Origin of the sequence: Neisseria sp. HMSC70E02 (genome assembly GCF_001838645.1) — a bacterium.
GTDB classification, from domain to species: Bacteria; Pseudomonadota; Gammaproteobacteria; order Burkholderiales; family Neisseriaceae; genus Neisseria; species Neisseria macacae.
In genome coordinates this window covers 1-24,698 of sequence record NZ_KV838075.1, presented here as the reverse complement: position 1 = coordinate 24,698, position 24,698 = coordinate 1, and the positions used below count along the sequence as shown (strand labels likewise).

Here is a 24,698-nt window from a genome sequence, read left to right as displayed (position 1 = left end):
CTAACCCTCTCCCACGGGGAGAGGGGATGGGTTGCCGCAGCCTCGCTGTTTGCCGCATAAACTCGGGTGCGGACTGCCATCGGTCTGCATCTTTGATTCAGCCGCTCGATGCGTGTGCCTGTGGTACTCCAAAAGGTCGTCTGAAAACGGAGCTTCTGAAAGTACAGCTTCAACAAGAGTTAAAAATTGCCTGAACCTTAAAAGCAGCCTGCAACCCCATACCCTCTCCCCGTGGGAGAGGGTTAGGGAGAGGGCGGCAAACCAAAGGTTTGCTTGGGCGGTATTTTCAACGTGCAGGCTGCTTTTCGCTTCTTTTGCAGCTTCGGTTTTAGCTTCACAGAAACTCTGCTTCCTTCAGAAGCTCCGTTTTCAGACGACCTTTCCGTTTTCAGCGCACAGGCTTTGTGAAAGCGTTATCGGCTTTGATGCAAGCCTGCGGCTTACTGCCCTCTCCCTAACCCTCTCCCACGGGGAGAGGGGACGGGTTGCCGTAGCCTTGCTGTTTGCTGCATAAACTCGGGTGCGGACTGCTATCGGTCTGAATCTTTGACTCAGCCGATCGATGCGTGTGCCTGTGGTACTCCAAAAGGTCGTCTGAAAACGAGGTTTCCGAAGAAAGCGGAGTTTCTGCGAAGCTAAAGTGCAGCTTCAACAAGCGTTAAAAATTGCCTGAACCCTAAAAGCAGCCTGCAACCCCATCCCCTCTCCCCGTGGGAGAGGGCTAGGGAGAGGGCAGCAAACCGAAGGTTTGCTTGGGTGGTATTTCCAACGTGCAGGCTGCTTTTCACTTCGTTGAAACCACGATTTAGCTTCGCAGAAACTCCGCTTTCTTCGGAAGCTCCGTTTTCAGACGACCCCTATTCTTTCCCCGCCGAAACGGGTTCGGCCTTTTCAAACGCCGCCTTCAACTGTTCTGCCGCCTGTATCAACTGCCGCGCGCCGCCCGCGACGATATAGTTGGCAGCAGGCATGACGATGATTTGCTTGCGCTTCCAAGCGTTCGTGCCGCGTACCAGCGCGTTATCCAACACTTCCATAGCCGCCGGCCCTTCCTGCCCGATGGCGGCGGTGCGGTCGATGATGAAAATCCAGTCGGGATTTTTCTCTTTGATGTATTCGAAGGAAACGGGCTGTCCGTGCCCCTCGTTGCGTAAAGATTCATCCACGGGCGGCAGGCCGATGTCGCCGTGTATCCAGCTGGCCAACCGCGACTGCGTGCCGAAGGCGGAAACCTTGTTGCCCGTAACCGACAGCACCAGTCCGCGCCCTTTATCTTTGGCGGCTTCGCGCGTTTGGGCGAACAGCGCGTCAATCTGCGCCTTCAATTCCGCCGCGCGCGCTTCCTTGCCAAAAATCCGCGCCAGGGTTTCCATCTGCTTCTCGCCGCTGGTGCGGATATTGCCGTTGTCCACCGTCAGGTCTATGGTGGTCACGTTTTTCGCCAACTGTTCATACGCTTCCGCGCCCGGCCCGCCGGTAATGACAAGCTGCGGATTGTAGCGGTGCAGGGCTTCGTAATCGGGTTCGAACAGCGTCCCCACCGTTGCCGCCTTGTCAAATGCAGGCTGCAAATAGTCCACGCGCACCGGCGCGGTGGTTGCGCCCACGTTCACGCCCAATTCGGTCAGCGTATCCAACGCCGCCCAGTCGTACACGGCGATGCGTTCGGGATTCTTCGGCACAACGGCATCGCCCCGTGCGGTCGGCACGGTCAGTGTGGTGGCAGATGTGGCTTGGGATGCGGCGGATACAGTTTTTTCGGCGGCAGGTTCGGGCGAACAGGCGGCCAGCAGGACAGCGCAGGCTGCCCAATAAAAACGCGGCTTCACGGTGTGCGGTTCCTTTGCATACGAATAAGAATATTTATTATTAAAAAAATAATCTGCAAAAACCACGCCGCAAAACGCAAAATTCCCGATACGGCAAAACAAATTCCCGAAACGGGAAAGGTCGTCTGAAACACGCTTTCAGACGACCTTTCCCGTTTCAACCAATCCCTACGCTTGATTATTGGCAATAATTCCTATTTAATCCACTTATCAGACAACCCATTCCCATCCAAGCATGAACACCGCCGCCATCTACCGCCAGTACCAAACCTATGTCCGCTCCGATAAATCCGGCTGGGCGTTGGACGACTGTTCCGACAGCGCGCTCATGGCGCAGGCAAAACAGCCCGGTTTACATCTGGAAATGTGCATCAACCGCTTCGACTCAGGCATTACCCTGTCGCGGATGCGCGGCGGCGGAACGGGTGCGTTTCCCACCGAAATCCACAATTTCAGCCACAACTGCGCCCTGTTCGTCATGGTGTCGGGGCAGAACCGGTTACAAATGGGCGGCAGGGAATACCGCCCGTCTACCGGCGAAATCTGGCTGGTGCGCGGCGAGTTGGCGGACGTATCCGAAACCCTGCTGCCCGACAACGGCGGCATGTGCGCGCTGCATTTGGATTTTTCGCTGGAAAAACTGCGACGCTGGCACGACGAAGGCTTGCTGGACGAACGCCTGTTTTCGCCGCAAACGATAGGCCGATTCGCCCTGCAACGGCTGGCGCAAAACGCGGCGGCACTGACGGCGGCGGCCTGCCCCCTGCTGCAACGCCCGTTCGAATCGGACGGCTTCGGCCTGCTCGCCGACGAAGCCGCCGCTCTGGAACTCTCCGCCCGCCTGTTGCGCTTCACCTTCCACCGCCACGACAACGGCTACCGCCGCCGGCGCATAGATGAAGCCGCCGATATTTTGAACAGCGAGTTCGCCCGCCCGCTGACCATCGCCGAAATCGCCCGCCGCGTCGGACTGAACGAATGCTACCTGAAACGCTATTTCAAAGCGCAAACCGGCGAAACCGTCGCCGGACGCCTGCGCCGCCTGCGGCTGGAACACGCGCTCGCCCTCATCGAATCGGGCAGCACCGTCCAAGCCGCGATGCACTTTTGCGGCTACCGCCACGCGGGACGGTTCAACGAAGCGTTCAGGCGGCATTACGGATTTTTGCCTTCGGATGTGAAGAAGTGCTGATGGGGCCGGAGGCATAGATATTTTGATTTGAAACAACCATTAAAAAAGGTCGTCTGAAAAAGCAGTTTCAGACGACCTTTTTTCATTCGCGGCAGCAGTGTCGCTACCCGCCCTTACCCCAAAAACTCTTTCAAAAACAGCAACACGCAGGCGAGTTCGTCGGCGGATTCGCGTTGCGTGCCGTTGCCGGTATGACCGCCGCCGTCCGGAGCGTAGAGCCACGATTGCGCGGAGGTTTCGCGCAGTTTGGCGTAGAACTTGAGCGCGTGGGCGGGATGGACGCGGTCGTCGCTGAGGCTGGTGGTGATGAGTGCGGGCGGATATGGCACGTCGTCTGAAAGATTGTGATACGGCGACAATTCGCCCAGCCAGCGTTTGCAGACTTCGTATTTTTGCGGGTTGCCGTATTCGTCCGTCCAGCTTGCGCCGGCGGAGAGCAGCGGATAGCGGATCATGTCGGTCAGCGGCACTTCGCACACCAGCGCGCCTATGCTTTGCGGCTCGCGCACGAAGGCGGCGGCGGTAATCAGGCCGCCGTTGCTGCCGCCCTGCAAACCGATGTGTTTGGGCGAACTCATGCCGCGTTCGGACAAATCGCGCACGACGGCAAGCAAATCATCGACGCTTTTGTGTTTGCTGATTCCCTGCGCCGCCTGATGCCAGCGCGGGCCGAATTCGCCGCCGCCGCGTATGTTCGCCAACACGAAGGCGTTGCCCTCTTCCAGCCAGTATTTGCCGATACTGCCCAGATAATGCGGCAGCTCGGGCACGCCGAAACCGCCGTAGGCATAGACCAGCGTCGGCGTGTCGGGCGCGGCGTTTTTGCCGACGTGGAAATAAGGGATGCGCTCGCCGTCGGGCGAAACCGCCCAAAACTGCCGCACTTCGATGCCGTCTGAAACAAACTGCTGCGGCTGGCGGCGCATGACGGTCAGTTCCATCACGTTCAAATCCAGCGCAAACAGCGTCAGCGGCGTGGTGAAATCGCTGGCGGCAAGGTAAACCACGTCGCCGCCCCAAGGCTGGTCGGTCATTTCCAGCGCGCCCGACGGCAGGCGCGGCAGTTCGGCTTCCTGCCATTTCCCGTCGGCAAACCGCCACGCTTTCAGACGACCCTGTACGTTTTCCAGCAGGCTCGCCACCACAAAACGCTTGGTCGTTTCCACGCTTTCCAATGCCTGCGTTTCATCGGGCGCAAACAAAAGCTGCGCCGCCCCGAGTTCGCCCCGATTCAGCTTCACCGCCACCAGCGCGCCGCTCGGATAGCTTTGGTTCGCGCGGTTCCAGTCCTTGCGCAGCGTCAGCAGAAGATGCCCCGCCAGATAGCCGACCACGTCGCAATCGGCGGGCAGGTTCAACGGTTTCGCCTCGCCTTCAGACGACACCTGCAAATACGTCTTGGTGTAAAAACCGTCCGACGCTTCAATCAAATCAATCGGCGAACCCTGCGGATCGAGGTAACGCCACGCGTTCACCATCATCCCGTCTTCGCCGATTTGGTACACCGGCAGGCTTTCCTCGAAACTCTTGCCTCGCTCCACCAGCCACACCTCGCGCGGATAGCCCGATTCGGTCAACTGCCGCTCGTCCCAAGCCGGACACACCCACACGCTGTTTTCATCGCGCCACGACACATGGTTTTTCCCCGCCGGAAAATGAAAACCGCCCTCGACCAGCCCGCCCGCTTCCAAATCCACTTCCAGCGTATAAGCCGTATCGCCGCCCGACTTGCTCAAAGTCAACAGCGCGCGGTTGGGCTGCTCCACCAAGTGCGACACCCCGCCCAGATACACATCGTCGCCGAGCAACTCGTCGAAATCCGCCACCGAAAACAGGATTTTCCACTCCGGATAGCCCGAACGGTAAGTCGCCGCCGTACACACGCGGTACACGCCCTTCGGATATTCCGCATCCTGATGGAAATGGTACATCCGCGCGCGGTGTTCCTGACAAAACGGAATCTGCCGCGTGTCCTGCATCTGCGCCAAAATCCCGTCCGACAGCGCGCGCGCTTTATCGTTGTCCAAAAAGCGCGCACGCGTTTCGGCATGCGCTTCAGCGGCGAAGTTTTGCGTTTCGGGGGCGTCGAGGTTTTCGAAATGGAGATAGGAATCGGGGTAGGATTTCATAGAAGAGAGGTCGTCTGAAAATAGCGAAAGCGGGAATTATAGCGGGAAAGCCTTGCAGACAGATGAAAAGGTCGTCTGAAAGCCGACGATATCAGCTTTCAGACGACCTTTTACTGTTTTCAAACCCGAATCAGTCAAACAGTTCGCCGACTTTGTCCCAGAACGATTTTTTGCGCGGGGTTTGGCTGCGGTCGAGGCCGGTGGAGATTTTTTCGAACTCTTCCAGCAACTCTTTCTGGCGGTCGGTCAAGTTGACCGGCGTTTCCACCACAACGTGGCAGTACAAATCACCCGTCGCACTGGAGCGCAGGGATTTGATGCCTTTGCCTTTGACGCGCATACGGCGGCCGGTTTGCGTTTCTTTCGGGATGTTCAGTTTGACTTTGCCGTCCAAAGTCGGAACTTCGACTTCGCCGCCCAAGGCTGCGACGGCGAAACTGATGGGCAGCTCGCAATGCAAATCCAAGCCGTTGCGCTCGAAGATTTTGTGTTCTTTGACGCGGACGTTGACGTACAAATCGCCTGCGGGCGCGCCGTGCGTACCCGGTTCGCCTTCGCCGCTCAAGCGGATGCGTTGACCGTCGTCGATGCCGGCGGGAATGTTGACTTCAACGGTTTTGCTGGTTTTGGTGCGGCCTTCGCCACGGCATTTGACGCACGGATCTTTGATTTCCTTGCCTGTGCCGTGGCAGGTCGGACAGGTCTGCTGCATTTGGAAAATGGCTTGGCGGACGTGTACCGTACCGGAACCGTGACAGGTCGAACAAGTCGATGCGGACGTACCGGGTTTTGCGCCGCTGCCGTGGCAGACATCACATTCTTCGTAGGTCGGGATGTTGATGCGTTTTTTGATGCCTTTGGCGGCATCTTCCAACGTGATTTCCACGCCGACCTGCAAATCCGCGCCTTGATAGTTTGGCTGACGGCCGCCGCCCCCGCCTCCGCCGAACATTTGGCTGAAAATGTCGGAAAAGTCGAAGCCCTGCGCGCCGCCGAATCCGCCAAAACCGCCGAATCCTCCTGCGCCGCCGCCCATGCCTTGCTCAAACGCGGCATGGCCGTATTGGTCATACATGGCGCGTTTTTCTTTGTCGGACAAGGTGTCGTAGGCTTTTTGAACTTCTTTAAATTTTTCTTCCGCCTCTTTGTCGCCGGGATTGCGGTCGGGGTGGTATTTCATCGCCAGCTTGCGGTAGGCTTTTTTGATTTCGTCGTCGCTCGCACCGCGCGCCACGCCGAGTGTTGCATAAAAATCTTGGTTGCTCATGATAGTAATGGTTGTTGATATGTGTAAAAACTAGACCGGATATATGGGTGGGGTGGGGAAAACTCAAGAGTCTGAATACGAGGTCGTCTGAAAAATACCGTTCTGTTTTCAGACGACCTTTGTCAAACCGACCTAACGACAACCTGCTATAATCCCTCTTTTATTTTTCTCAGGGCGGACGGGCGATTCGAAACGGGCCGGATTTTGGCACAGAAATGCCGGATTCAAGGCAAAAAACGCAGCAAGATTGGACATCTTGCGCGTATTTTTAACGCAGAAGGTGGCAATTTATGGAACAAAATACCGCCGTTATCGAATCGTCAGCCCGCCCTCACATTTTCAAGCGAAAAACAGAATGACCATGCAAGAACATTACCAGCCCGCCGCCATCGAGCCTGCGGCGCAGAAAAAATGGGACGACGCCCGTATTTTCAACGTCTCCGAAGACGCTTCCAAACCCAAATACTACTGCCTCTCCATGTTCCCCTACCCCAGCGGCAAGCTGCATATGGGGCATGTGCGCAACTACACCATCGGCGACGTATTGAGCCGCTTCAAACGCTTAAACGGCTTCAACGTCATGCAGCCTATGGGTTGGGACGCGTTCGGCATGCCGGCGGAAAACGCAGCGATGAAAAACAACGTCGCCCCCGCCGCTTGGACTTACGACAACATCGAATACATGAAAACCCAGCTCAAAAGCCTGGGTTTTGCGATTGACTGGGAGCGCGAAGTCGCCACCTGCAAACCCGAATACTACCGCTGGGAACAATGGCTGTTTACCAAGCTGTTTGAAAAAGGCATCGTGTACCGCAAAAACGGCACGGTAAACTGGGACCCCGTCGACCAAACCGTCCTTGCCAACGAGCAAGTCATCGACGGGCGCGGCTGGCGTTCGGGCGCGTTGATCGAAAAACGCGAAATCCCGATGTATTACTTCAAAATCACGGATTACGCCGAAGAGCTGCTCAACGACTTGGACAAGCTGGAACACTGGCCGGAACAAGTCAAAACCATGCAGCGCAACTGGATCGGCAAATCACGCGGTATGACCGTGCGCTTCGCCGTTTCAGACGACAGCAAACAAGGCTTGGAAGGCGATTACGCGAACTTCCTGCAAGTTTATACCACCCGTCCCGACACGCTGATGGGCGCGACTTATGTTGCCGTTGCCGCCGAGCATCCGCTGGCAACCGCTGCAGCCGCCGACAAACCCGAATTGCAGGCATTTATCGCCGAATGCAAAGCCGGCTCAGTTGCCGAAGCCGATATGGCGACGATGGAGAAAAAGGGCGTGCCGACCGGCCGCTACGTCGTCAACCCGCTCAACGGCGACAAGCTGGAAGTGTGGATTGCCAACTATGTATTGTGGGGTTACGGCGACGGCGCAGTGATGGCTGTTCCGGCGCACGACGAACGCGATTTCGAGTTTGCCACCAAATACAATCTGCCGAAAAAACAAGTCATTGCCGTCGGCGACAACGCATTCGACGCAAACCAATGGCAAGAATGGTACGGCGACAAAGAAAACGGCGTATTGGTCAACAGCGGCGACTTGGACGGCATGAATTTTCAGACGGCCTTCGACGTCATCACCGCCAAGCTGCAAAGCCAAAACGCAGGCGAACCGAAAACCCAATACCGCCTGCGCGACTGGGGTATTTCGCGCCAACGCTACTGGGGCTGCCCGATTCCCATCGTCCATTGCGAAAAATGCGGCGACGTCCCCGTCCCTGCCGACCAACTGCCCGTCGTCCTGCCTGAAAACGTCGTACCCGACGGCATGGGTTCGCCGCTAGCAAAAATGCCCGAGTTTTACGAAACCACCTGCCCATGCTGTGGCGGTGCGGCAAAACGCGAAACCGACACCATGGACACCTTCATGGAATCGAGCTGGTATTTCTTCCGCTACATGTCGCCCAAGTTCGCAGAAGGCATGGTATCGACTGAAGCCGCGAAATACTGGGGCGCGGTCGACCAATACATCGGCGGCATCGAACACGCGATTTTGCACCTCTTGTACGCGCGTTTCTTCACCAAACTGATGCGCGACGAAGGCTTGGTCAGCGTGGACGAACCGTTTGAACGCCTGCTCACGCAAGGCATGGTCGTCTGTGAAACCTACTACCGCGAAAACGCCAACGGCAGTAAAGACTGGATCAACCCTGCCGATGTCGAATTGACTTTCGACGACAAAGGCCGCCCCGTTTCCGCCGTCCTCAAAGCCGACGGACTGCCCGTCGTCATCAGCGGCACGGAAAAAATGTCCAAATCTAAAAACAACGGCGTCGATCCGCAAGAACTGATTAACGCCTACGGCGCGGACACCGCCCGCCTGTTCATGATGTTCGCCGCACCGCCCGAACAGTCCCTCGAATGGAGCGACAGCGGCGTCGAAGGTGCGCACCGCTTCCTGCGTCGTCTGTGGCGCACCGTTTACGAATACCTGAAACAAGGCGGCGCGGTCAAAGCGTTTGCAGGCAACCAAGACGGTTTGTCTAAAGAACTCAAAGACCTGCGCCACAAACTGCACGCGACTATTGCCAAAGTCAGCGACGACTACGGCCGCCGCCAGCAGTTCAACACCGCCATCGCCGCCGTGATGGAACTGCTCAACCAATACGACAAAACCGACACCGGCAGCGAACAAGGCCGCGCCGTCGCCCAAGAAGTATTGGAAACCGCCGTACGCCTGTTGTGGCCCATCGTACCGCACATCTGCGAAACCCTGTGGAGCGAATTGAACAGCGCGAAACTGTGGGAAGCAGGCTGGCCGACCGTCGATGAAGCCGCCTTGGTCAAATCCGAAATCGAAGTCATGGTTCAAGTCAACGGCAAACTGCGCGGCAAAATCACCGTCGCCGCCGACGCCTCCAAAGCCGACCTCGAAGCCGCCGCACTCGCCACCGAAGGCGCAGTGAAATTCATGGAAGGCAAGCCCGCCAAGAAAATCATCGTCGTACCGGGCAGACTGGTGAACATCGTGGTGTAAAGCCGATTCGGCATTGACTGCTGTAATTAAGAAAGGTCGTCTGAAAACTTGATTTCCAAGTTTTCAGACGACCTTTTTAAGGTAGATTGGGTTGTCTGCATTACAGACCTCAAATAACTTAAATCTCAAAATCCAAAACATGAATTTATTTTTCGATACCGAATTGGGAAAGCAACAAAATAAAGCAACCCACAAAATCCGTGTAATGAGCGAGGCTTGGCTAGAAAAAAACGGCTACTGCCCCTGTTGCGGAAGCAAGCCGATGCAGAGATTTACCAATAACAAACCTGTTGCAGACCTCTTTTGTCCAAACTGTCACGAGCAATATGAATTAAAGAGTAAAAATCAAAAAACTATAGGTAACAGTGTGCCTGACGGTGCATATCACACCATGTTGGAGCGCATCCAGTCAGATACCAACCCCAACTTTTTCTTTCTTGCATATAAGAAAGCAGATTACTCCATACAGCAATTGGTGCTTGTACCTAAACATTTCATAACACCGGACATGATTATTCCCAGAAATAAAGGTATTAAAAACCGACCACACCACATCATGTGCTCCATTAATCTTGTACCTTTACCTGAAAGCGGCAAAATATTCTTAATAGACAATTCCCGCATTATCGAACCCGAAATCGTTCTGAAAAAATGGCAATCCAATCTATTTCTACGCAACCAAAATGCGGAGCGCAAAGGCTGGCTTTTAGCTATTATGAAATGTATCGACCAACTCCCCAAAGAATTCACATTGTCGCAAATGTATGAATTTGAAAACAAACTATCTATCCAATTTCCCCAAAACAACCATATCAAAGACAAAATCCGCCAACAGTTGCAAATTTTGCGTGATCAAAATATGATCGAATTCATTGGTCGCGGACTTTACAAAAAAATCGTATGGTCGCCCGTCATCTGAACACACGCGGCTACCGCTAATTCTGCCGCTGCGCAACCCCGCCAAAGCGCCCAACCTGCCGAACTGAGAGCAAGCCGTAGCCTGAATCCTCACTAACCGCGTGCGTGGCTACGCCACACACCCTACCTGCGGGCGGCACAAACTTTAAAACCGACGTGTAGGGTGTGTGCGTTACGCACGCACGCGTTTTTTGCCGTCTCAAACCATTGTTTCAAACTTTCAGACGACCTCAAACGTCGTCTGAAAACCTGGGGATTTTGCAATAATACGTTGAGACCTTTTTGTATTTTCAGCGGAGGAGTTTTAAAGATGGGGGATGTGTTGAGCCAACCGTAGCGTGGGCTTTGCCCACGGGTTGTTTTTTGGAAAACAAAGGTCGTCTGAAAGCCTGCATACAGGTTTCAGACGACCTTTCATATTTTCGCGGGCATAGCCCACGCTACCAATTGAACACTGCTGGAAATATCGTTCTTTTCGATCGTGTTTCCATTGATGTGGAGCGGGTTTTGCCTGTGGATTGGATTTCCGACGCACTAGCAAGCAGTAGCCTGAATCTCTACTAACTGCGTGCATGGCTACGCCACGCACCCTACCTGTGGGCGGCACAAACTTTAAAACCGACATGTAGGGTGTATGTGGTATGCTCGCACGCGTTTTTTTGCCGTTCTCAAACCATTGTTTCAAACTTTCAGACGACCTCAGACGTCGTCTGAAAACCCAAAACTTACAATCTGTCCTTACGAGCGGTAGTCTGCGTTGATGGAGACGTAGTCGTGCGACAGGTCGCAGGTATAGACGGTGGCGGAGGCTTGTCCGCGGTGGAGTTTGATGCGGACGGTGATTTCGTCTTTCGCCATCACTGCCTGCCCTTGTTCTTCGGTGTAGCTTGCGGCGCGGCCGCCGTTTTCGGCAACCAATACGTCGTCGAGATACATTTCGAGGGCGTCGGCATCCAAATCGGCGATGCCTGCGTAACCGATGGCGGCGAGCAGTCTGCCGAGGTTGGGGTCGGAGGCGAAGAAGGCGGTTTTAACGAGGGGCGAGTGGGCGACGGCGTAGGCGACTTGGCGGGCTTCGTCGCGGGTTTTGGCGTTTTCGACGCGGACGGTGATGAATTTGGTCGCGCCTTCGCCGTCGCGGACGATGGCTTGGGCGAGTTCGAGGGCGAGGCTGCCGAGCAGGTCTTTGAGCTGTTTGTAGCGCGGGTCGGCGATGTTGTCGATTTCGCTTTGGCTGTTTTTGCCGGTGGCGATGATGACGAAGCTGTCGTTGGTGCTGGTGTCGCCGTCAACGGTGATGGTGTTGAAGGTTTCGTCGGCGATTTCTTGGGTCATCAGCTGGAGGACGGGTTGGGAAACTTTGGCATCGGTGGCGATAAAGGAGAGCATGGTCGCCATGTTGGGATGAATCATGCCGGAGCCTTTGGCGATGCCGGTGGCGCGGACGGTGTGTTTTTCGCCGACGCTGCCTTCGCGCGAGGCGGATTTGGGCACGGTGTCGGTGGTCATGATGGCGCGTGCGGCATCTGCCCAGTCGGCGGGCTGCATTTTTGGCAGGGCGGCGACGATTTTGCCGACGGGCAGGGGCTCGAGGATGACGCCTGTGGAGAAGGGAAGGACTTGTGAGGGTTTGCAGCCGGTTTGTTCGGCGGTGGCGGCGCAGGTTTCGATGGCGTCGATTCTGCCTTGCGCGCCTGTACCGGCGTTGGCGTTGCCAGTGTTGATGATGATGGCACGTACGCCGTCTTCGTCGAAGAGGTGTGATTTGGCGATGTGGACGGGGGCGGCGCAGAAGCGGTTGGTGGTGAAGACGGCACCGACGGTGTTGCCGCCGGAAAGTACCATCAGGGTGAGGTCGGCGCGGTCAGTTTGTTTGATGCCTGCGCGGGCGGTGAAGAGTTGGATGCCGTCGATGTTCAGCAGTTGGTCTGCGGTTTTTTCTGTGAGGTTGACTGCCATTTTGCTGCTCCTTTGTTTGGGGTTGCTATGGGTTTGGGTTTCAGACGGCCTTTTTGGTTCATCGGGGTCGTCTGAAAAGTGTTCAGAATCCTAATACGGGGATGATAATCGGGGCGATGGCGGCGGTCAGTACGCCGTTGAGGGTCAGCCCCAGCCCTGCGTATGCTGCCATGCGCCGGCTGCGTTCGAGTGAGGCGGCGATGCCCATGGCGTGTGAGGCGGTGCCGAGCGACATGCCTACCGACGAGGGCATGCCGACGGTGTTTTTAAGCACGGTATAACCGGCTATCTGCCCGACCAGTCCGGCGACGATGACGGTGGCGGCGGTGATGGCGGGGATGCCGCCTATGGTGCGGGTGATTTCAATGGCAATGGGGTTGGTTACGGATTTGGCGGCGAGCGAGAGGACGACTTCACGTTCCGCGCCCAGCCATTTGGCGAAATACATGCCTGTGATGATGCCGGTAACGCTGCCGGCGAGCTGCGAGACGATGACGGGCAGCCACTGGCTGAAGATTTTTTGACGGTTTTGATAAAGCGGGACAGCAAGCGCGACGACGGCGGGCTTGAGCCAGAAGTCGATAAACTGCGCGGCATCGTGGTACACGGCGTAATCGATGTCAAGGATTTTGAGGTAGGCAATCAGGGTAACGGTGCTGATTAAGACAGGGTTGAGCAGCAGGTAGCCCGTCCGCGCGCGGAGGATGAGTGCCAGCGCGTAAACCGCCAGCGTCAGGAAAAGCAGGACACTGGGCTGCTGCCACAGGGAAAGGATGCCGTCCATCAGATTTTCTCCCGTATCCATTGGTGCACCTTGCCCGTTACCAACAGGACGCACACGGTACTGGCGGCGGCGGAAACGAGTATCGACAGCCAACTGTCGGCAATCAAATCCAAATAGCTGATGACCGCGACGCAGGGCGGCACGAGGAAAAGCGTCAGGTTTGCCATCAGCGCGTCGGTGAGCTGCTGCAACCACTCGGCTTTCACCCACCTCGCCTGAAGCATGGCAAACAGAATGCCCATGCCGATGATACTGCCGGGCAATTTGATGCCCGTAAGGTAGGCGGCGGTTTCGCCGAGCGCGAGGCAGCCGAGCAGGACGAGCAAGGCGCGGATGGTGTGCATGGGTCGGGTTTCCTCTATGGTTTGCCGCTTTGCAGACGGGCGGTTTATGAATCTTTGTTAATAATTGAATCATAACGCCCTTGGGGTCGTCTGAAAAGTGTGGCTCAGCCCGAATGCAACATCGATTTGCCGTTTTCGCGCTTATCTGAATCAATCAATGCTGAAACCCAACAAGGTCGTCTGAAAGCATCTTGCCGGCTTTCAGACGACCTTGTCGGGTTGCCGTCCATAAAAAACGGCATGGTCAAAAGCCACGCCGTCGGATAGGGATTTTCCGCCTAGGATTTCCGGTAAGGATTTTCCACACCTTCAATCAAGGCTCGCAGGTATTCGCGCAACTGCTTCTCGCTGCATCCCATCAGGAGTGCGTCTTCGAATGCGTCTTGCGCCGCCTGATAAAGCTCGGTCATGTTCTCGGTCATGACTTTCACTTTTTCAGTGCAGGATACGATTTGCCCGTCGTCGTCATACCATTTGGGCATTTCAGGCATACTCACGTTGGTACTTTCCTAGACTTAATTGAGGAAACGGGACGGATCGTTTTTCTTCACGCGGCGGGCGAAGGCGTATTTGGCATTCCAGTATTTGTTGCTGAGGCTGGTGACTTCAATACGTTTGCCGGTACGCGGCGCGTGGATGAAACGGTTGTTGCCGATGTAGAGGCCGACGTGGGAGATTCTGCCGCGACCCATCGTGCGGAAGAACACCATGTCGCCCGGCTGCAATTCGCTACGCGATACGCCGACACCCATTTTTGCCTGTGCGGCGGAGGTGCGCGGGAGGTTTACGCCCATCGAGCGTTTGAAGATGTGCTGCATGAAACCGCTGCAATCGAAACCTGTGGACGCGGAGGTACCGCCGTAGCGGTAGGCTACGCCCAAAAGCCCCATCGCGCTGCTGATGAGTTCGTCTGCATTGTCTGATGACTGTACAGAGCTTACGGGTTGGCGGGGAGCGATCGCGGCAGTGATTGCGCGTCCGGGTTGGAGGAGTGCCGGGGAAGCAGGTTGTCTTGCATCTTCAAATTGGTTTAAAACCTGCTGTCTGTTTCTGACGAACGAATCGAGATCGTCGGCGTTTGCAAAATGAATGCCGGACAGCACATAGACCGAAGCCAATAGTGCCGCCAGCCTGGATAAGGCTTTCATGTTTGACTGATTCCATTTTCAGACGACCTGTCTGCCGCCTGCTATTATGTTATTCTGTATCTGGGATATTCAGGCGATTGTATATAAAAAACAGGATGTTTGGCAAAAAAGCGTCTGTTATATTGCGTTAAAGCGTTGTTTATAAAAAATTTTGCGAAGATACCCGACCGATGATGATACCTACTCTGCTCGCTATGCGCGACTTTTCCAGAATGCGCGAAATTATTACCGTACTGACGAAATACGGCTTGGGCGGCTTTGTGCAGCGCATCCGTTTGGGCGCGGCGGGCGGGGACGAAGTGCATCCCGACAGCCGTTATATGAGTACGCCGCGACGCTTCCGCAAAGCGTTTGAGGAGCTGGGGCCGACCTTCGTCAAACTCGGTCAGGTATTGTCCACGCGGGTCGATATTTTCGGGGCGGAGTGGATTGAAGAGTTCGAACAACTGCAAAGCAACGTCGCGCCGATACCGTCGTCTGAAATCTATACTTTGGTCGAAGCCTATTTAGGCAAACCCGTTTCCGAAGTGTTCCGCAGTATAGACCCGAAACCCGCAGGCAGCGCGTCGGTGGCGCAGGTACACCGTGCCGAACTTTTAGACGGAACCGCCGTCGCCGTCAAAGTCAAACGCCCCGACATCGAGCCGGTCATTCAGGCGGATCTGCGGATTTTGAACCACCTCGCCAGACTGATGGAATCCGAAATCCCCGAAGTGCGCCGTTACCAGCCGGTATTGATGGTCGCCTATTTTGCCAAGAGTCTGGCGAAAGAAACCGATTTATCGGTGGAGCTGCGTTATATGCAGCGCTTCGGTCAGACCTTTTCAGACGACCCCTTGGTCCGCATCCCCGCCGTCTATCCCGACATTTCCAACCGGCACATCCTCGTACAAGACTACATCGGCGGCACGCTCCTGAAAGACGCCGACCTCGAAACCATGCCCCACACCTTGCGCAACGGGCTTGCCGGACGGATTACCGACACCCTCTTCACCATGATGCTGCGGCAAGGCTTTTTCCATGCCGACCCCCATCCGGGCAACATCTTCATCAACGACAACGGCGGCATCACCTTCATCGACTTCGGGCTGGTCGGACACCTCGGCAACACACGCCGCCGCGAAATCCTCAACCTTATCAACGCCCTGACCAACAACGACGCGCTGCTCATCCAATACGTCCTCAGCGACTGGGCGCAGGGCGATTTGCCCGACGAAAACCTGCTCGGCGCCGATGTTTTGGAAATGCTGCTCAACTACGAACACACGCCCATCCGCGACCTGCGCGTCAGCCAAGTCATCAACGACATCACTTCCATCATGCGCCGCCACGGGCTGACCCTGCCCGGCGACCTCGTAATGCTCTTCAAAACCCTCATCACCCTCGAAGGCGTCGTCAAACGGCTCGACGGCAGTATCGAATTGCTCGAACGCGCCAAACCCATCACCGAAGCCGCCGTCAAAGAACAAGCCTCCGCCGCCCACATCGCCCGCAACGCCAAAACGCAACTGCGCACCCTGTTGCAAATGGCGGAGTCGCTGCCGCAAGACTTCTTCAGGCTGACCAGAATGCTGCAAAAAGGCAAATTCGGCATCACCCTAGACCTCAAGCAGTCAGACCGCATCAGCCATCAAATCGACAGCGCCGCCAACCGCCTGACCATGGGCATCGTCACCGCCGCCCTGATTATCGGTTCGTCCATCGTCATGAGTATAGACACCGGCCCCAAGTTTATCGGCTTCGTCGGCTACCTTATCGCTTTCGCCAACAGCCTGTGGATTATCTGGTCGGTGTGGCGGTCTGGGAAACACTAAACTGCCTGCTTCCGAAGCAGACCACCTCAAAAGCAGGCAAAAAATTTTGTGCTTTGCACACCTTACGGCACGGTATTAAAACAACTTACGCACTTCGGCTTCGATATCCGCCGCCCGCATAAAGGTTTCGCCGATTAAGAACGTATGCACGCCGTGTCCGCGCATAAAGTCCACATCGTCTTTGTTTCGGATACCGCTTTCCGTGACGACCGTTTTACCCGACAGCTCGGGCAGCAGGTCTAAAGTTTGCTGGAGCGTGACTTCAAAAGTCCGCAGATTGCGGTTGTTCACGCCCCAAAGCGGCGTGGTCATGTTACGGCATTTTTCCAATTCGGATTGGTCGTGCAATTCCAGCAGCACAGTCAAGCCCAAATCGTGGGCAACGGCTTCAAAATGTGTCAACTGCGCGGCATCCAAAGCCGCCGCAATCAATAAAACCGCATCAGCGCCCCATGTGCGCGCCTGATAAATCTGATAGTCGTCGATGATGAAATCCTTGCGCAACACCGGCAGGCTGACCGCCGAACGCGCCTGTTTCAAATACTCGGGCGAACCTTGGAAATACACTTCGTCGGTCAACACAGACAAACAAGCCGCCCCCGCGCGTTCATAAGCGCGCGCAATATCCGCAGGGTGAAAATCAGGCCGTATCAGCCCTTTGCTGGGACTGGCTTTTTTGATTTCCGCGATAATGGCAGGCAAGTTTTGGGCGTGTTTATTGCGGATGGAAGCAAAAAAGTCACGCACGGGTTCGGCATCGCGCAACCGCGCTTTGACTTCCACAAGCGGCACCGCCGCTTTTTGAGCGGCCACTTCTTGAGCCTTGGTGGCAAGGATTTTATTGAGGATATCAGTCATAAATGGCTTTCGGTCAATACATGGCGGAACCACGCAAAACAGCAGGCAACCCGATGCCGCCGCTTTTTGCGTCCTTCCATACCGTAAAGGGAAAAACGGTTTATCTTAACATTTACGAGGTCGTCTGAAAAACAGAAGATGGTTTCAGACGACCTCCCCGCGATGACAACACAACATACCCACCCCGCCCGCAACCGAAATCTACCGCCCATCCCGTCTCGCCGGTCAGACAATCCGCATATGCTATGATGTTTCACTGCCGCGCCATCCAACCGATATCCCGCCGCACACACCCGATACACCCAAAGGAATCATTTATGAAAAGATGGATAATATGGGGCCTCCTCCCGCTTCTCCTCATCTGGGCGACCAGCGTGGCTTGGCTGCATTACCAAGCCGTCCAAGCAGAAAAAGCATCCCAAAACATCAAACCTGCCGACATCGCCGTCATCTTGGGCAATTCCGTCAACAGGCGCGGCAAACCCAATCCCTGCCTGCGCTCCCGAGTAGAAGCAGGCGTCGCCCTCTACCGCCAAAACAAAGTCAGCGGATTGCTGATGAGCGGCGGCACGGACGGCGACGGCAGCAACGAAGCGGCAGCCATGCAATCTATGGCGATAGACATGGGCATCCCGCCCGAACACATCCGCATCGAAAACAAATCGGAAAGCACTTTTGAAAACATCGCCTTGAGCGCCCCGCTGTTGCAAGACGTATCCAACGTCATCATCGTCAGCGACGCCTTCCATCTCGCACGCGCCGAGTGGCTCGTCAACCGTCATTTAAAAGGCAAAAACGTCCAATTTTACGCTTCCGATTCCTGCGGCGACTCCACGCCCAATTACCTGCGCAAGCTCTCCCGCGAAATACCCGCTTGGATTAAAGCCATGATTATGCACCGCTGAATCCTGTCCGTCCGAAACAGACGGCTTTCGGTTTGGACAAACCGCGTTCACAGCTAGGCGTTGTCTGCATGGTTCATCATTGACAAAGGGTCGTCTGAAAACCGAAATCCGTTTTCAGACGACCTTTCCGTTATTCATCCCTTCAAACGCCATAACTGAAAACACCAAGCCACATATCGCCGCAAACGCATTTCCGTTATATCCAAAGAAGCAAACAATATTTCCCGCGCGATTCCCACCTTGTTATATTCCCCGCTCAAGTATTTGTCTGATAAGGAAAATATGATGGGACTCAAATCATGGCTGGGCATTATCTTCATCGGCGCAACGGTGTGGCTCGCCTCATGCGGGCAGTCCGGAGGCACGTCGGGCAAAGGCAAACCCGAGCGCGTCGTCATGTTGAATGTATCGTACGACCCGACACGCGAGTTCTACCGCGAATACAACCCGTTTTTCCAACACTACTGGCAAAAAACACACGGACAGGAAGCAGATATCCGCCTCTCCAACGGCGGTTCGGGCAAACAATCATTGACCGTGCAAAACGGCTTGAAAGCCGATGTCGTAACGCTTGCGCTGGCATCCGACATCGACGCGCTCCATCACAGCAAAGCAGGCAGACAACTCTTGTCGGCAGATTGGCAAAAAGCCCTGCCGCACAACAGCACGCCCTACACTTCGACCATCGTGTTCCTCGTACGCAAAGGCAACCCCAAGCAGATTCATGACTGGGACGACTTGGTCAAAGGCGACGTACAAATCATCACGGCAAACCCGAAAACCTCAGGCGGCGCACGCTGGAATTTCCTGTCGGCTTGGGCATACGCACAAGAAAAAGGCGGGGATGCGGCGGCAGAACAGTTTGTCTCCGAACTCTACCGCCGCGTGCCGGTCATGGACGCAGGCGCGCGCGGTTCGACCATTACCTTTACACGGCGCGGATTAGGCGATGTTTTGCTGATATGGGAAAACGAAGCCCACCTTGCCTTGCAGGAAAATCCGAACCAATTTGAAATCATCACGCCGTCAATATCCATGCTGTGCGAACCGCCCGTCGCCGTGGTCAGCGAAGTAGCAAAAGAAAAAGGCACGGAACAAATCGCCAAAACCTATTTGGAAATGCTGTATAGCAAAGAAGCGCAACGAATGGCAGCACGCCATTTCTACCGCCCCACCGACGAAGCCGTACGCGCCGAATTTAAAACACGCTTCCCCGATTTGAAACTGGTCGGCATCGACGAAACCTTCGGCGGCTGGCGCAAAGCACAAGCACGATTTTTCAACGACGGCGGCGTATTCGATAAGATTTACCGACCGCAAAGCTGATTGCATTCAGTTATAGTGGAATTAACATAAATCAGGACAAGGCGACGAAGCCGTAGACAGTACAGATAGTACGGAACCGATTCACTTGGTGCTTCAGCACCTTAGAGAATCGTTCTCTTTGAGCTAAGGAGAGGTAACGCCGTACTGGTTTAAAGTTAATCCACTATAAAACAAAGGTCGTCTGAAAACCTGTTTCCAAGTTTTCAGACGACCTCTTGGTCTTCATACGCTTACACGAATCAATCAGAAAAACAGCTCGCGCCAGCTGATACGTTGCAGACCACAGATACGGCCTTTTACTGTCAGAGATTCCCCTTTATTCAGGAGTAAACTGCGCTGGTCTCCCTCTTTGCCTGAGAAGCATTTGTTGTTGGGCGTACCAGAACCCAACCCAAGCTCCTTATCCGTACCGGTTTCACCGCTGTCGCCATCGGCGGTAACAGGATCGTCTGTACGCTTGTTCGGATCGATAAAGGTGAAGCTGACAATACCCTCTTGAGTCAAACCGTTGGCGTATTGCGTACCGAAACCGCTCAATTCACGCTTAAATATATCAGGCGTAAAACGTGCGCTACGGCTATTGAGTGCACCGCCGTTATCAGCATTGATACCGAGGAAGGTCGTGCTGGTTACAGTTGACTTATTGTTGCTGACAGGCAGACACAAGTCTTTTTCCGCTTCTTCTTTGCCGATGGTTTTACCAACATCAGAAGTGTACTTGCGTATTGTAACGATGGCAGTACGCAGAATCATGGTCGGCTTAAGTGAAACACGCTCACCGGGACGCAGATTGATGAACCAGCCCTTATGCGCCTCTTCAATTTTTTCGTTGCTCAGATATAAGGCTTTACTGGTTTGCGGCTGATTGTTTCCATCGTTATATGACTGCTCTGCCTCAGTAATAGTTTGTTCACGCAGGTTTTGCGCGACGACACCCTGATTTGTTTTGTCCTCAAAGAGATCTTTCGGCGTTTTATCCAATTTTTGGAAAATACCGTAAATCGATTGTGTCTCAGTATTGCTCAAATCACTTTGGTAGATCTCGCTACCTGTACCGAAAATCACGACGTATTCCTTAGTACCTTTTCGCGATACGGCAGGAGCCGAGGTAATCGGCTTGCTTGACGAACCTGAGAAAATTTTGACCGCAGTCCAATCACTAGGAGCTGCCCCGCGCAGGTCGAAGCGGTACATATTACCCCCTCGGTCGCCTGCAAAGGCAAAATCGACAACCCCGTCAAAATCGGTATCGAGCAGTGTCGGCGTGGACAGCCCGCCTACACCATCCTTCACGACAATTTTCGCCAGTTGATCACCGGGTTTACCTGCAGCCTGACCGCGTTTCTCGCCTGTACCGACTTCTTTACCAAGCATTTCGTAAACATATAACGCCGTTTCGTTGGCTGCTGCATCTTTTTCTTCAGCTGCGTAGCCACTGGCGAGGAAGCCTGCGTAACGGATGTTTTCATTCAGTTTGGCACTACCGTCAGTTTCACGCTTGATGGAAACACGACCGATTTGTGGCGTACCGATGGTAAAGCCCAAAGTATTGTCTTTACCTTTGGCCGTTTCAAACAAAGGAACTTTATCGCTCCAAGCAGCCGCATCCAGACCGGTATTGGTGGTTTGATCTTCTTTACCGCCTATATTGAGAGCGTATGCACCACGTCCGCCTTGTCCCATTGCACCAAACATAAAGACACGTTGCTGAAACTTACTGCCTTGTTCAGCTGCGGCAGTCTGCCGTAGGGTAAAGCCACCATTTACGCCGTATTTATGGTTTTCAATGGATTTTCCGTAATCCGCATGCGCGATGTCTTTCAATACTTTGGCAAGCGTAATCGGGTTGCCCGAAGCATCATTTTCACGCTCCATCGCAGAAGGAAGGTAGCTGACTTTCAAATCATAAGGATTGTTACCATCCGTACTTTGGAAAATATGCACCATACCGTCGTTGGCTGCGGCAACCAAATATTTGCGGCGACCATGCTCCTGATTGCCGACTGCTGCAACAGAACCATCTAGGATATCACCTAAATCACGCTCTCCGGCTTTACGCTCACGGTAAGGCTTGTATGCACTGTCATCTCTACCAACCCTGCCCGTCCAATTGAGCAGCTTTTTCCATTCGTCTTTGTCATCATTCTCAATACCAAAATAGGCATTGTTGACTTTATCAGCAGGAATGGCGTCGATAAAGTAAGTATTAGAACCCGTGTTGATCAACGTTTTACGATTACCAAAAGAGGGTTGGGTAACCGTACCTTCCCGTCTACCGTCACTATTATTCAATTTATTAAATAAAATCTGACTGCTCCAAGAGCCGGTATTCAACTTGATGGTTGCCGCTAGATCAGGAATGCCACTACTAGAAGTTGCAGGCGCAGTACCACCCTCTCCTTCAAAAGGAATACTTGCATTATCATCACTAATCTGACTGATAATTTTCTCAAAAGCTTTATATAAATCATCAGGTTTTGCAGCATTGAAATACCAGCCATCGTGACTTGCGCCCCTTATGAGGTATTGCTCACCAGCCGGAGAAATGCCGTTACCAAAACCGACAGTGAAGGTTTGTACCGTTTGTTTGCTGTAATCCACACCCTTAGGGTCAATATTTGGATCGCCATCCCAGCTCACCCCTGCAGCATCCACACGATCTACAGCAGCAGTTTTAATGTCCTTGACAGCAAGTTTACGGCTAAAGAATGCCATACCGCCCTCGACTCCCCTGTATCTGTTGGCAGTATCCCAGAATTTCGAATAGTGTACATTTTCCCTCTTATCTCTACATGTATTGCCCAATTCATAAGGATCGAAATATTTCATCGGAGACTCGCCAAAATAATTGTAGGCAGTGATAAACGGTTTCGTCCGATAAAGATCTGCTTCGTAGTTCAAGTATGCTTTCGGATAGTTTGAATTTCTCCGCCCATTATTTCCATCATAGTTGAAACGATAATGAAAACTTGTACTATCATGATTGCAAGAGAAGTTGGCATCACCGTCAGACATCATCACAACATAGGATTTTTGACAGCGGTATTTTATATTCGGCATGACAGCAGATGCGACCACCTCGTAATACCTGCGGGTAGCAGGCGTATAACCTGAAGCGCCCATGTTGTCTACCAAAGTTTTCATTTGCTCCCATGAAGTATTAAACGTTTCTTCGCTATTCGTATAATTCTTTTTGGTATGCTTTGTAGGATCAGGATTACTAAAATTATTTTCTGTATTTACCAAAGCCTGCAAACCCCAGTTGAACTTATCCTGATACTTGTCAAGAACTTTATTCAACGCTGTTTTTGTGACATCCATTCGGGATTCTTGCCCTGGAAAGTTGTACCCCCCAGTAATTGCATTACGACTCATACTTCCAGAATTATCAATAAAAAACATAATGTTATGTTTAATTTTTGGCTGCTCGATAATCTGAGACTCATTTTGTAAATAAAGCGGGGTTTTGGCAAACTGCGCTTGCGCTTGCGATACCGCCCCCATCAGGGCGAGCGCGGAGGCGATGCTGTAAATCATCGGACGGATGGAGCCGGGGCAACGTGAAGATTTGTTTTTCATAATGCGTTCTTTTTTCGTAAAATCGTCGGTTGACGGATGATGACGTTGTTTTTATTTTCTCGGAATGTGATTCTAACATTTACAATGTCATTTATGTGCAGTTCCGAATATTTTTTTGCCTGATACAGGGGACAAATGGTGAAAATGAAACAGACCGCATGATTATTAAGGTAGAAACTATCTTAGGATACAACTTGAACGATGTGGCTTTTTGACGTAGAATGCATTGCTTCTACGGCATAGGCAGCTATGCCTGAAAAAGCACGTTACGCAGCAAAATCAAGGCTGCGGGGCGTGTTTTTTTTTAGCCGATATTTTCTCAGGCGGTCTTTTTTGTAAACAATTTTCAGACGACCCCTGCCCGTTTCTGCAAACCGACCATCATCAGGCAAACAGGATTCCATCATGACCACTCCGGCTCTTCTCGTTCTCGCTGACGGCAGCGTATTTCACGGCACATCAATCGGTTACGAAGGTTCGACTTCCGGCGAAGTCGTGTTCAACACTTCCATGACCGGCTATCAGGAAATCCTGACCGACCCTTCCTACTGCAAACAAATCGTTACCCTCACCTACCCCCACATCGGCAATACCGGCACCAACGCCGAAGACGAAGAAAGCCGCAGCGTTTATGCCGCAGGCTTGATTATCCGCGACCTGCCGCTCTTGCACAGCAACTTCCGCACCTCCGAAAGCCTGCATGACTATTTGGTACGCAACAAAACCGTCGCCATCGCCGACATCGACACCCGCCGCCTGACCACCCTATTGCGCGAAAAAGGCTCGCAAGGCGGTGCAATCTTGACCGGTGCAGATGCCACCGTTGAAAAAGCACAAGAACTGATTGCCGCATTCGGCAGCATGGTCGGCAAAGACTTGGCAAAAGAAGTTTCCTGCACAGAAACTTACGAATGGACCGAAGGCGAATGGGAATTGGGTAAAGGTTTCGTTACCCCTGCCGAACAGCCTTACCACGTCGTCGCCTACGATTTCGGCGTCAAAACCAACATCCTGCGCATGCTCGCCTCTCGCGGCTGCCGCCTGACCGTCGTTCCCGCCCAAACCAGCGCGGAAGAAGTATTGGCACTCAATCCTGACGGCGTATTCCTGTCCAACGGCCCCGGTGACCCCGAGCCTTGCGACTATGCCATCAAAGCCGTACAAAAACTGATGGAAAGCGGCAAACCGATTTTCGGCATTTGTTTGGGACACCAGCTGATCAGCCTCGCCATCGGTGCGAAAACCCTGAAAATGCGCTTCAGCCATCACGGTGCCAACCACCCTGTACAAGATTTGGACAGCGGCAAAGTCGTTATCACCAGCCAAAACCACGGTTTCGCCGTCGATGCCGACACTTTGCCCGCCAACGCACGCATTACCCACAAATCCTTGTTTGACAATACCTTGCAAGGCATCGAACTGACAGACAAACCTGTATTCTGCTTCCAAGGCCACCCCGAAGCCAGCCCGGGCCCGCAAGACGTCGGCTATCTATTCGACAAATTCATTGACAATATCAAAGCAGCAAAACAATAAAGCTGATTTTTTCAGACGGCCACACTCAACTCGACAACAGGCCGTCTGAAAACCAAACTTCAAAAATATAAATTCAGCCCCCTCTCAACATCTGTACAGCCTGAAAACCCAATCGTCT

General features: G+C 53.7%; 18 protein-coding genes. 7 read left to right on the top strand and 11 right to left on the bottom strand.

The genetic code is table 11. The annotated features are described in order from the left end of the window. Positions 1 to 857: 857 nt before the first annotated feature. Positions 858 to 1,829 carry a siderophore ABC transporter substrate-binding protein gene (locus HMPREF3277_RS03180; protein ID WP_070870042.1) on the bottom strand — a complete coding sequence of 324 codons (972 nt, stop codon included), beginning with the start codon at positions 1,827 to 1,829 and terminating at the stop codon, positions 858 to 860. A gap of 235 nt (positions 1,830 to 2,064) precedes the next feature. Here HMPREF3277_RS03180 and HMPREF3277_RS03175 point away from each other — a divergent pair, with 235 nt between their 5' ends. Next, positions 2,065 to 3,021, top strand: coding sequence for a helix-turn-helix transcriptional regulator (locus tag HMPREF3277_RS03175; RefSeq protein ID WP_070870019.1), 957 nt, complete (start codon positions 2,065 to 2,067; stop codon positions 3,019 to 3,021). Positions 3,022 to 3,134: 113 nt separating this feature from the next. On the opposite strand, the gene HMPREF3277_RS03170 is transcribed toward HMPREF3277_RS03175, so the two are convergent. Further along, positions 3,135 to 5,150: a prolyl oligopeptidase family serine peptidase gene (locus tag HMPREF3277_RS03170; RefSeq protein WP_070870018.1), complete on the bottom strand. Its 2,016-nt coding sequence runs from the start codon at positions 5,148 to 5,150 to the stop codon at positions 3,135 to 3,137. A gap of 130 nt (positions 5,151 to 5,280) precedes the next feature. Continuing rightward, positions 5,281 to 6,417 (bottom strand): molecular chaperone DnaJ, encoded by a 1,137-nt coding sequence (dnaJ, locus tag HMPREF3277_RS03165; RefSeq protein ID WP_003769239.1) that lies wholly within the window; start codon positions 6,415 to 6,417, stop codon positions 5,281 to 5,283. A 361-nt stretch (positions 6,418 to 6,778) separates the two neighbouring features. Here dnaJ and leuS point away from each other — a divergent pair, with 361 nt between their 5' ends. Together leuS and HMPREF3277_RS03155 are read left to right on the top strand one after the other, a co-directional pair. Beyond that, entirely contained in the window at positions 6,779 to 9,409 is a 2,631-nt protein-coding gene (leuS, locus tag HMPREF3277_RS03160; protein WP_070870041.1) for a leucine--tRNA ligase, read from the top strand. A gap of 139 nt (positions 9,410 to 9,548) precedes the next feature. Further along, the gene (locus tag HMPREF3277_RS03155) at positions 9,549 to 10,328 is read left to right on the top strand and encodes a DpnI domain-containing protein (protein WP_070870040.1); all 780 of its coding nucleotides are present in this window, start codon (positions 9,549 to 9,551) and stop codon (positions 10,326 to 10,328) included. Positions 10,329 to 11,065: 737 nt separating this feature from the next. On the opposite strand, the gene argJ is transcribed toward HMPREF3277_RS03155, so the two are convergent. The 6 genes from argJ to HMPREF3277_RS03130 all read right to left on the bottom strand — a co-directional run bounded on the left by argJ (position 11,066) and on the right by HMPREF3277_RS03130 (position 14,562). Continuing rightward, positions 11,066 to 12,286: a bifunctional glutamate N-acetyltransferase/amino-acid acetyltransferase ArgJ gene (argJ, locus tag HMPREF3277_RS03150; RefSeq protein WP_070870017.1), complete on the bottom strand. Its 1,221-nt coding sequence runs from the start codon at positions 12,284 to 12,286 to the stop codon at positions 11,066 to 11,068. 82 nt (positions 12,287 to 12,368) lie between these two features. Continuing rightward, positions 12,369 to 13,070, bottom strand: a complete 702-nt coding sequence (locus HMPREF3277_RS03145) for an LrgB family protein (RefSeq protein ID WP_003775917.1) — start codon at positions 13,068 to 13,070, stop codon at positions 12,369 to 12,371. After that, complete coding sequence (locus HMPREF3277_RS03140) at positions 13,070 to 13,414, bottom strand: CidA/LrgA family protein (RefSeq protein WP_070870016.1); 345 nt, start codon at positions 13,412 to 13,414, stop codon at positions 13,070 to 13,072. The genes HMPREF3277_RS03145 and HMPREF3277_RS03140 overlap by 1 nt, the downstream gene beginning before the upstream one ends. A 104-nt stretch (positions 13,415 to 13,518) precedes the next feature. Beyond that, entirely contained in the window at positions 13,519 to 13,662 is a 144-nt protein-coding gene (locus tag HMPREF3277_RS14845; protein WP_168168244.1) for a hypothetical protein, read from the bottom strand. A gap of 30 nt (positions 13,663 to 13,692) precedes the next feature. Further along, entirely contained in the window at positions 13,693 to 13,911 is a 219-nt protein-coding gene (locus HMPREF3277_RS03135; protein WP_003775913.1) for a hypothetical protein, read from the bottom strand. An 18-nt stretch (positions 13,912 to 13,929) separates the two neighbouring features. Continuing rightward, a complete protein-coding gene (locus HMPREF3277_RS03130) occupies positions 13,930 to 14,562 on the bottom strand; it encodes a C40 family peptidase (RefSeq protein ID WP_009313066.1) in 633 nt (210 codons plus the stop codon). Between the two features lie 170 nt (positions 14,563 to 14,732). On the opposite strand from HMPREF3277_RS03130, the gene HMPREF3277_RS03125 reads away from it, so the two are divergent. Further along, positions 14,733 to 16,376, top strand: coding sequence for an ABC1 kinase family protein (locus tag HMPREF3277_RS03125; protein ID WP_070870015.1), 1,644 nt, complete (start codon positions 14,733 to 14,735; stop codon positions 16,374 to 16,376). A gap of 75 nt (positions 16,377 to 16,451) precedes the next feature. Here the strand turns inward: HMPREF3277_RS03125 and trpC are convergent, their stop codons facing one another. Further along, positions 16,452 to 17,234 carry an indole-3-glycerol phosphate synthase TrpC gene (gene trpC / locus HMPREF3277_RS03120; RefSeq protein WP_070870014.1) on the bottom strand — a complete coding sequence of 261 codons (783 nt, stop codon included), beginning with the start codon at positions 17,232 to 17,234 and terminating at the stop codon, positions 16,452 to 16,454. A gap of 317 nt (positions 17,235 to 17,551) precedes the next feature. On the opposite strand from trpC, the gene HMPREF3277_RS03115 reads away from it, so the two are divergent. Both HMPREF3277_RS03115 and HMPREF3277_RS03110 read left to right on the top strand, forming a co-directional pair. Next, on the top strand, positions 17,552 to 18,139 hold the full coding sequence (locus HMPREF3277_RS03115) for a YdcF family protein (protein WP_070515175.1): 588 nt from the start codon (positions 17,552 to 17,554) through the stop codon (positions 18,137 to 18,139). Positions 18,140 to 18,421: 282 nt separating this feature from the next. Then, entirely contained in the window at positions 18,422 to 19,465 is a 1,044-nt protein-coding gene (locus tag HMPREF3277_RS03110) for a sulfate ABC transporter substrate-binding protein (protein ID WP_070870013.1), read from the top strand. 243 nt (positions 19,466 to 19,708) lie between these two features. On the opposite strand, the gene pilC is transcribed toward HMPREF3277_RS03110, so the two are convergent. Beyond that, entirely contained in the window at positions 19,709 to 23,044 is a 3,336-nt protein-coding gene (gene pilC, locus HMPREF3277_RS03105; RefSeq protein WP_246830752.1) for a PilC family type IV pilus tip adhesin, read from the bottom strand. 405 nt (positions 23,045 to 23,449) lie between these two features. Here pilC and carA point away from each other — a divergent pair, with 405 nt between their 5' ends. Beyond that, the gene (carA, locus tag HMPREF3277_RS03100; protein ID WP_049348787.1) at positions 23,450 to 24,580 is read left to right on the top strand and encodes a glutamine-hydrolyzing carbamoyl-phosphate synthase small subunit; all 1,131 of its coding nucleotides are present in this window, start codon (positions 23,450 to 23,452) and stop codon (positions 24,578 to 24,580) included. The last annotated feature ends 118 nt before the right edge of the window (positions 24,581 to 24,698 follow it).

Excerpts from the sequence above, each read along its gene's own strand:
- HMPREF3277_RS03175 (WP_070870019.1), top strand. The coding sequence starts at position 2,065 with ATGAACACCGCCGCCATCTACCGCCAGTACCAAACCTATGTCCGCTCC.
- HMPREF3277_RS03170 (WP_070870018.1), bottom strand. The coding sequence starts at position 5,150 with ATGAAATCCTACCCCGATTCCTATCTCCATTTCGAAAACCTCGACGCC.
- dnaJ (WP_003769239.1), bottom strand. The coding sequence starts at position 6,417 with ATGAGCAACCAAGATTTTTATGCAACACTCGGCGTGGCGCGCGGTGCG.
- leuS (WP_070870041.1), top strand. The coding sequence starts at position 6,779 with ATGCAAGAACATTACCAGCCCGCCGCCATCGAGCCTGCGGCGCAGAAA.
- HMPREF3277_RS03155 (WP_070870040.1), top strand. The coding sequence starts at position 9,549 with ATGAATTTATTTTTCGATACCGAATTGGGAAAGCAACAAAATAAAGCA.
- argJ (WP_070870017.1), bottom strand. The coding sequence starts at position 12,286 with ATGGCAGTCAACCTCACAGAAAAAACCGCAGACCAACTGCTGAACATC.
- HMPREF3277_RS03145 (WP_003775917.1), bottom strand. The coding sequence starts at position 13,070 with ATGGACGGCATCCTTTCCCTGTGGCAGCAGCCCAGTGTCCTGCTTTTC.
- HMPREF3277_RS03140 (WP_070870016.1), bottom strand. The coding sequence starts at position 13,414 with ATGCACACCATCCGCGCCTTGCTCGTCCTGCTCGGCTGCCTCGCGCTC.
- HMPREF3277_RS03130 (WP_009313066.1), bottom strand. The coding sequence starts at position 14,562 with ATGAAAGCCTTATCCAGGCTGGCGGCACTATTGGCTTCGGTCTATGTG.
- HMPREF3277_RS03125 (WP_070870015.1), top strand. The coding sequence starts at position 14,733 with ATGATGATACCTACTCTGCTCGCTATGCGCGACTTTTCCAGAATGCGC.
- trpC (WP_070870014.1), bottom strand. The coding sequence starts at position 17,234 with ATGACTGATATCCTCAATAAAATCCTTGCCACCAAGGCTCAAGAAGTG.
- HMPREF3277_RS03115 (WP_070515175.1), top strand. The coding sequence starts at position 17,552 with ATGAAAAGATGGATAATATGGGGCCTCCTCCCGCTTCTCCTCATCTGG.
- HMPREF3277_RS03110 (WP_070870013.1), top strand. The coding sequence starts at position 18,422 with ATGATGGGACTCAAATCATGGCTGGGCATTATCTTCATCGGCGCAACG.
- pilC (WP_246830752.1), bottom strand. The coding sequence starts at position 23,044 with ATGAAAAACAAATCTTCACGTTGCCCCGGCTCCATCCGTCCGATGATT.
- carA (WP_049348787.1), top strand. The coding sequence starts at position 23,450 with ATGACCACTCCGGCTCTTCTCGTTCTCGCTGACGGCAGCGTATTTCAC.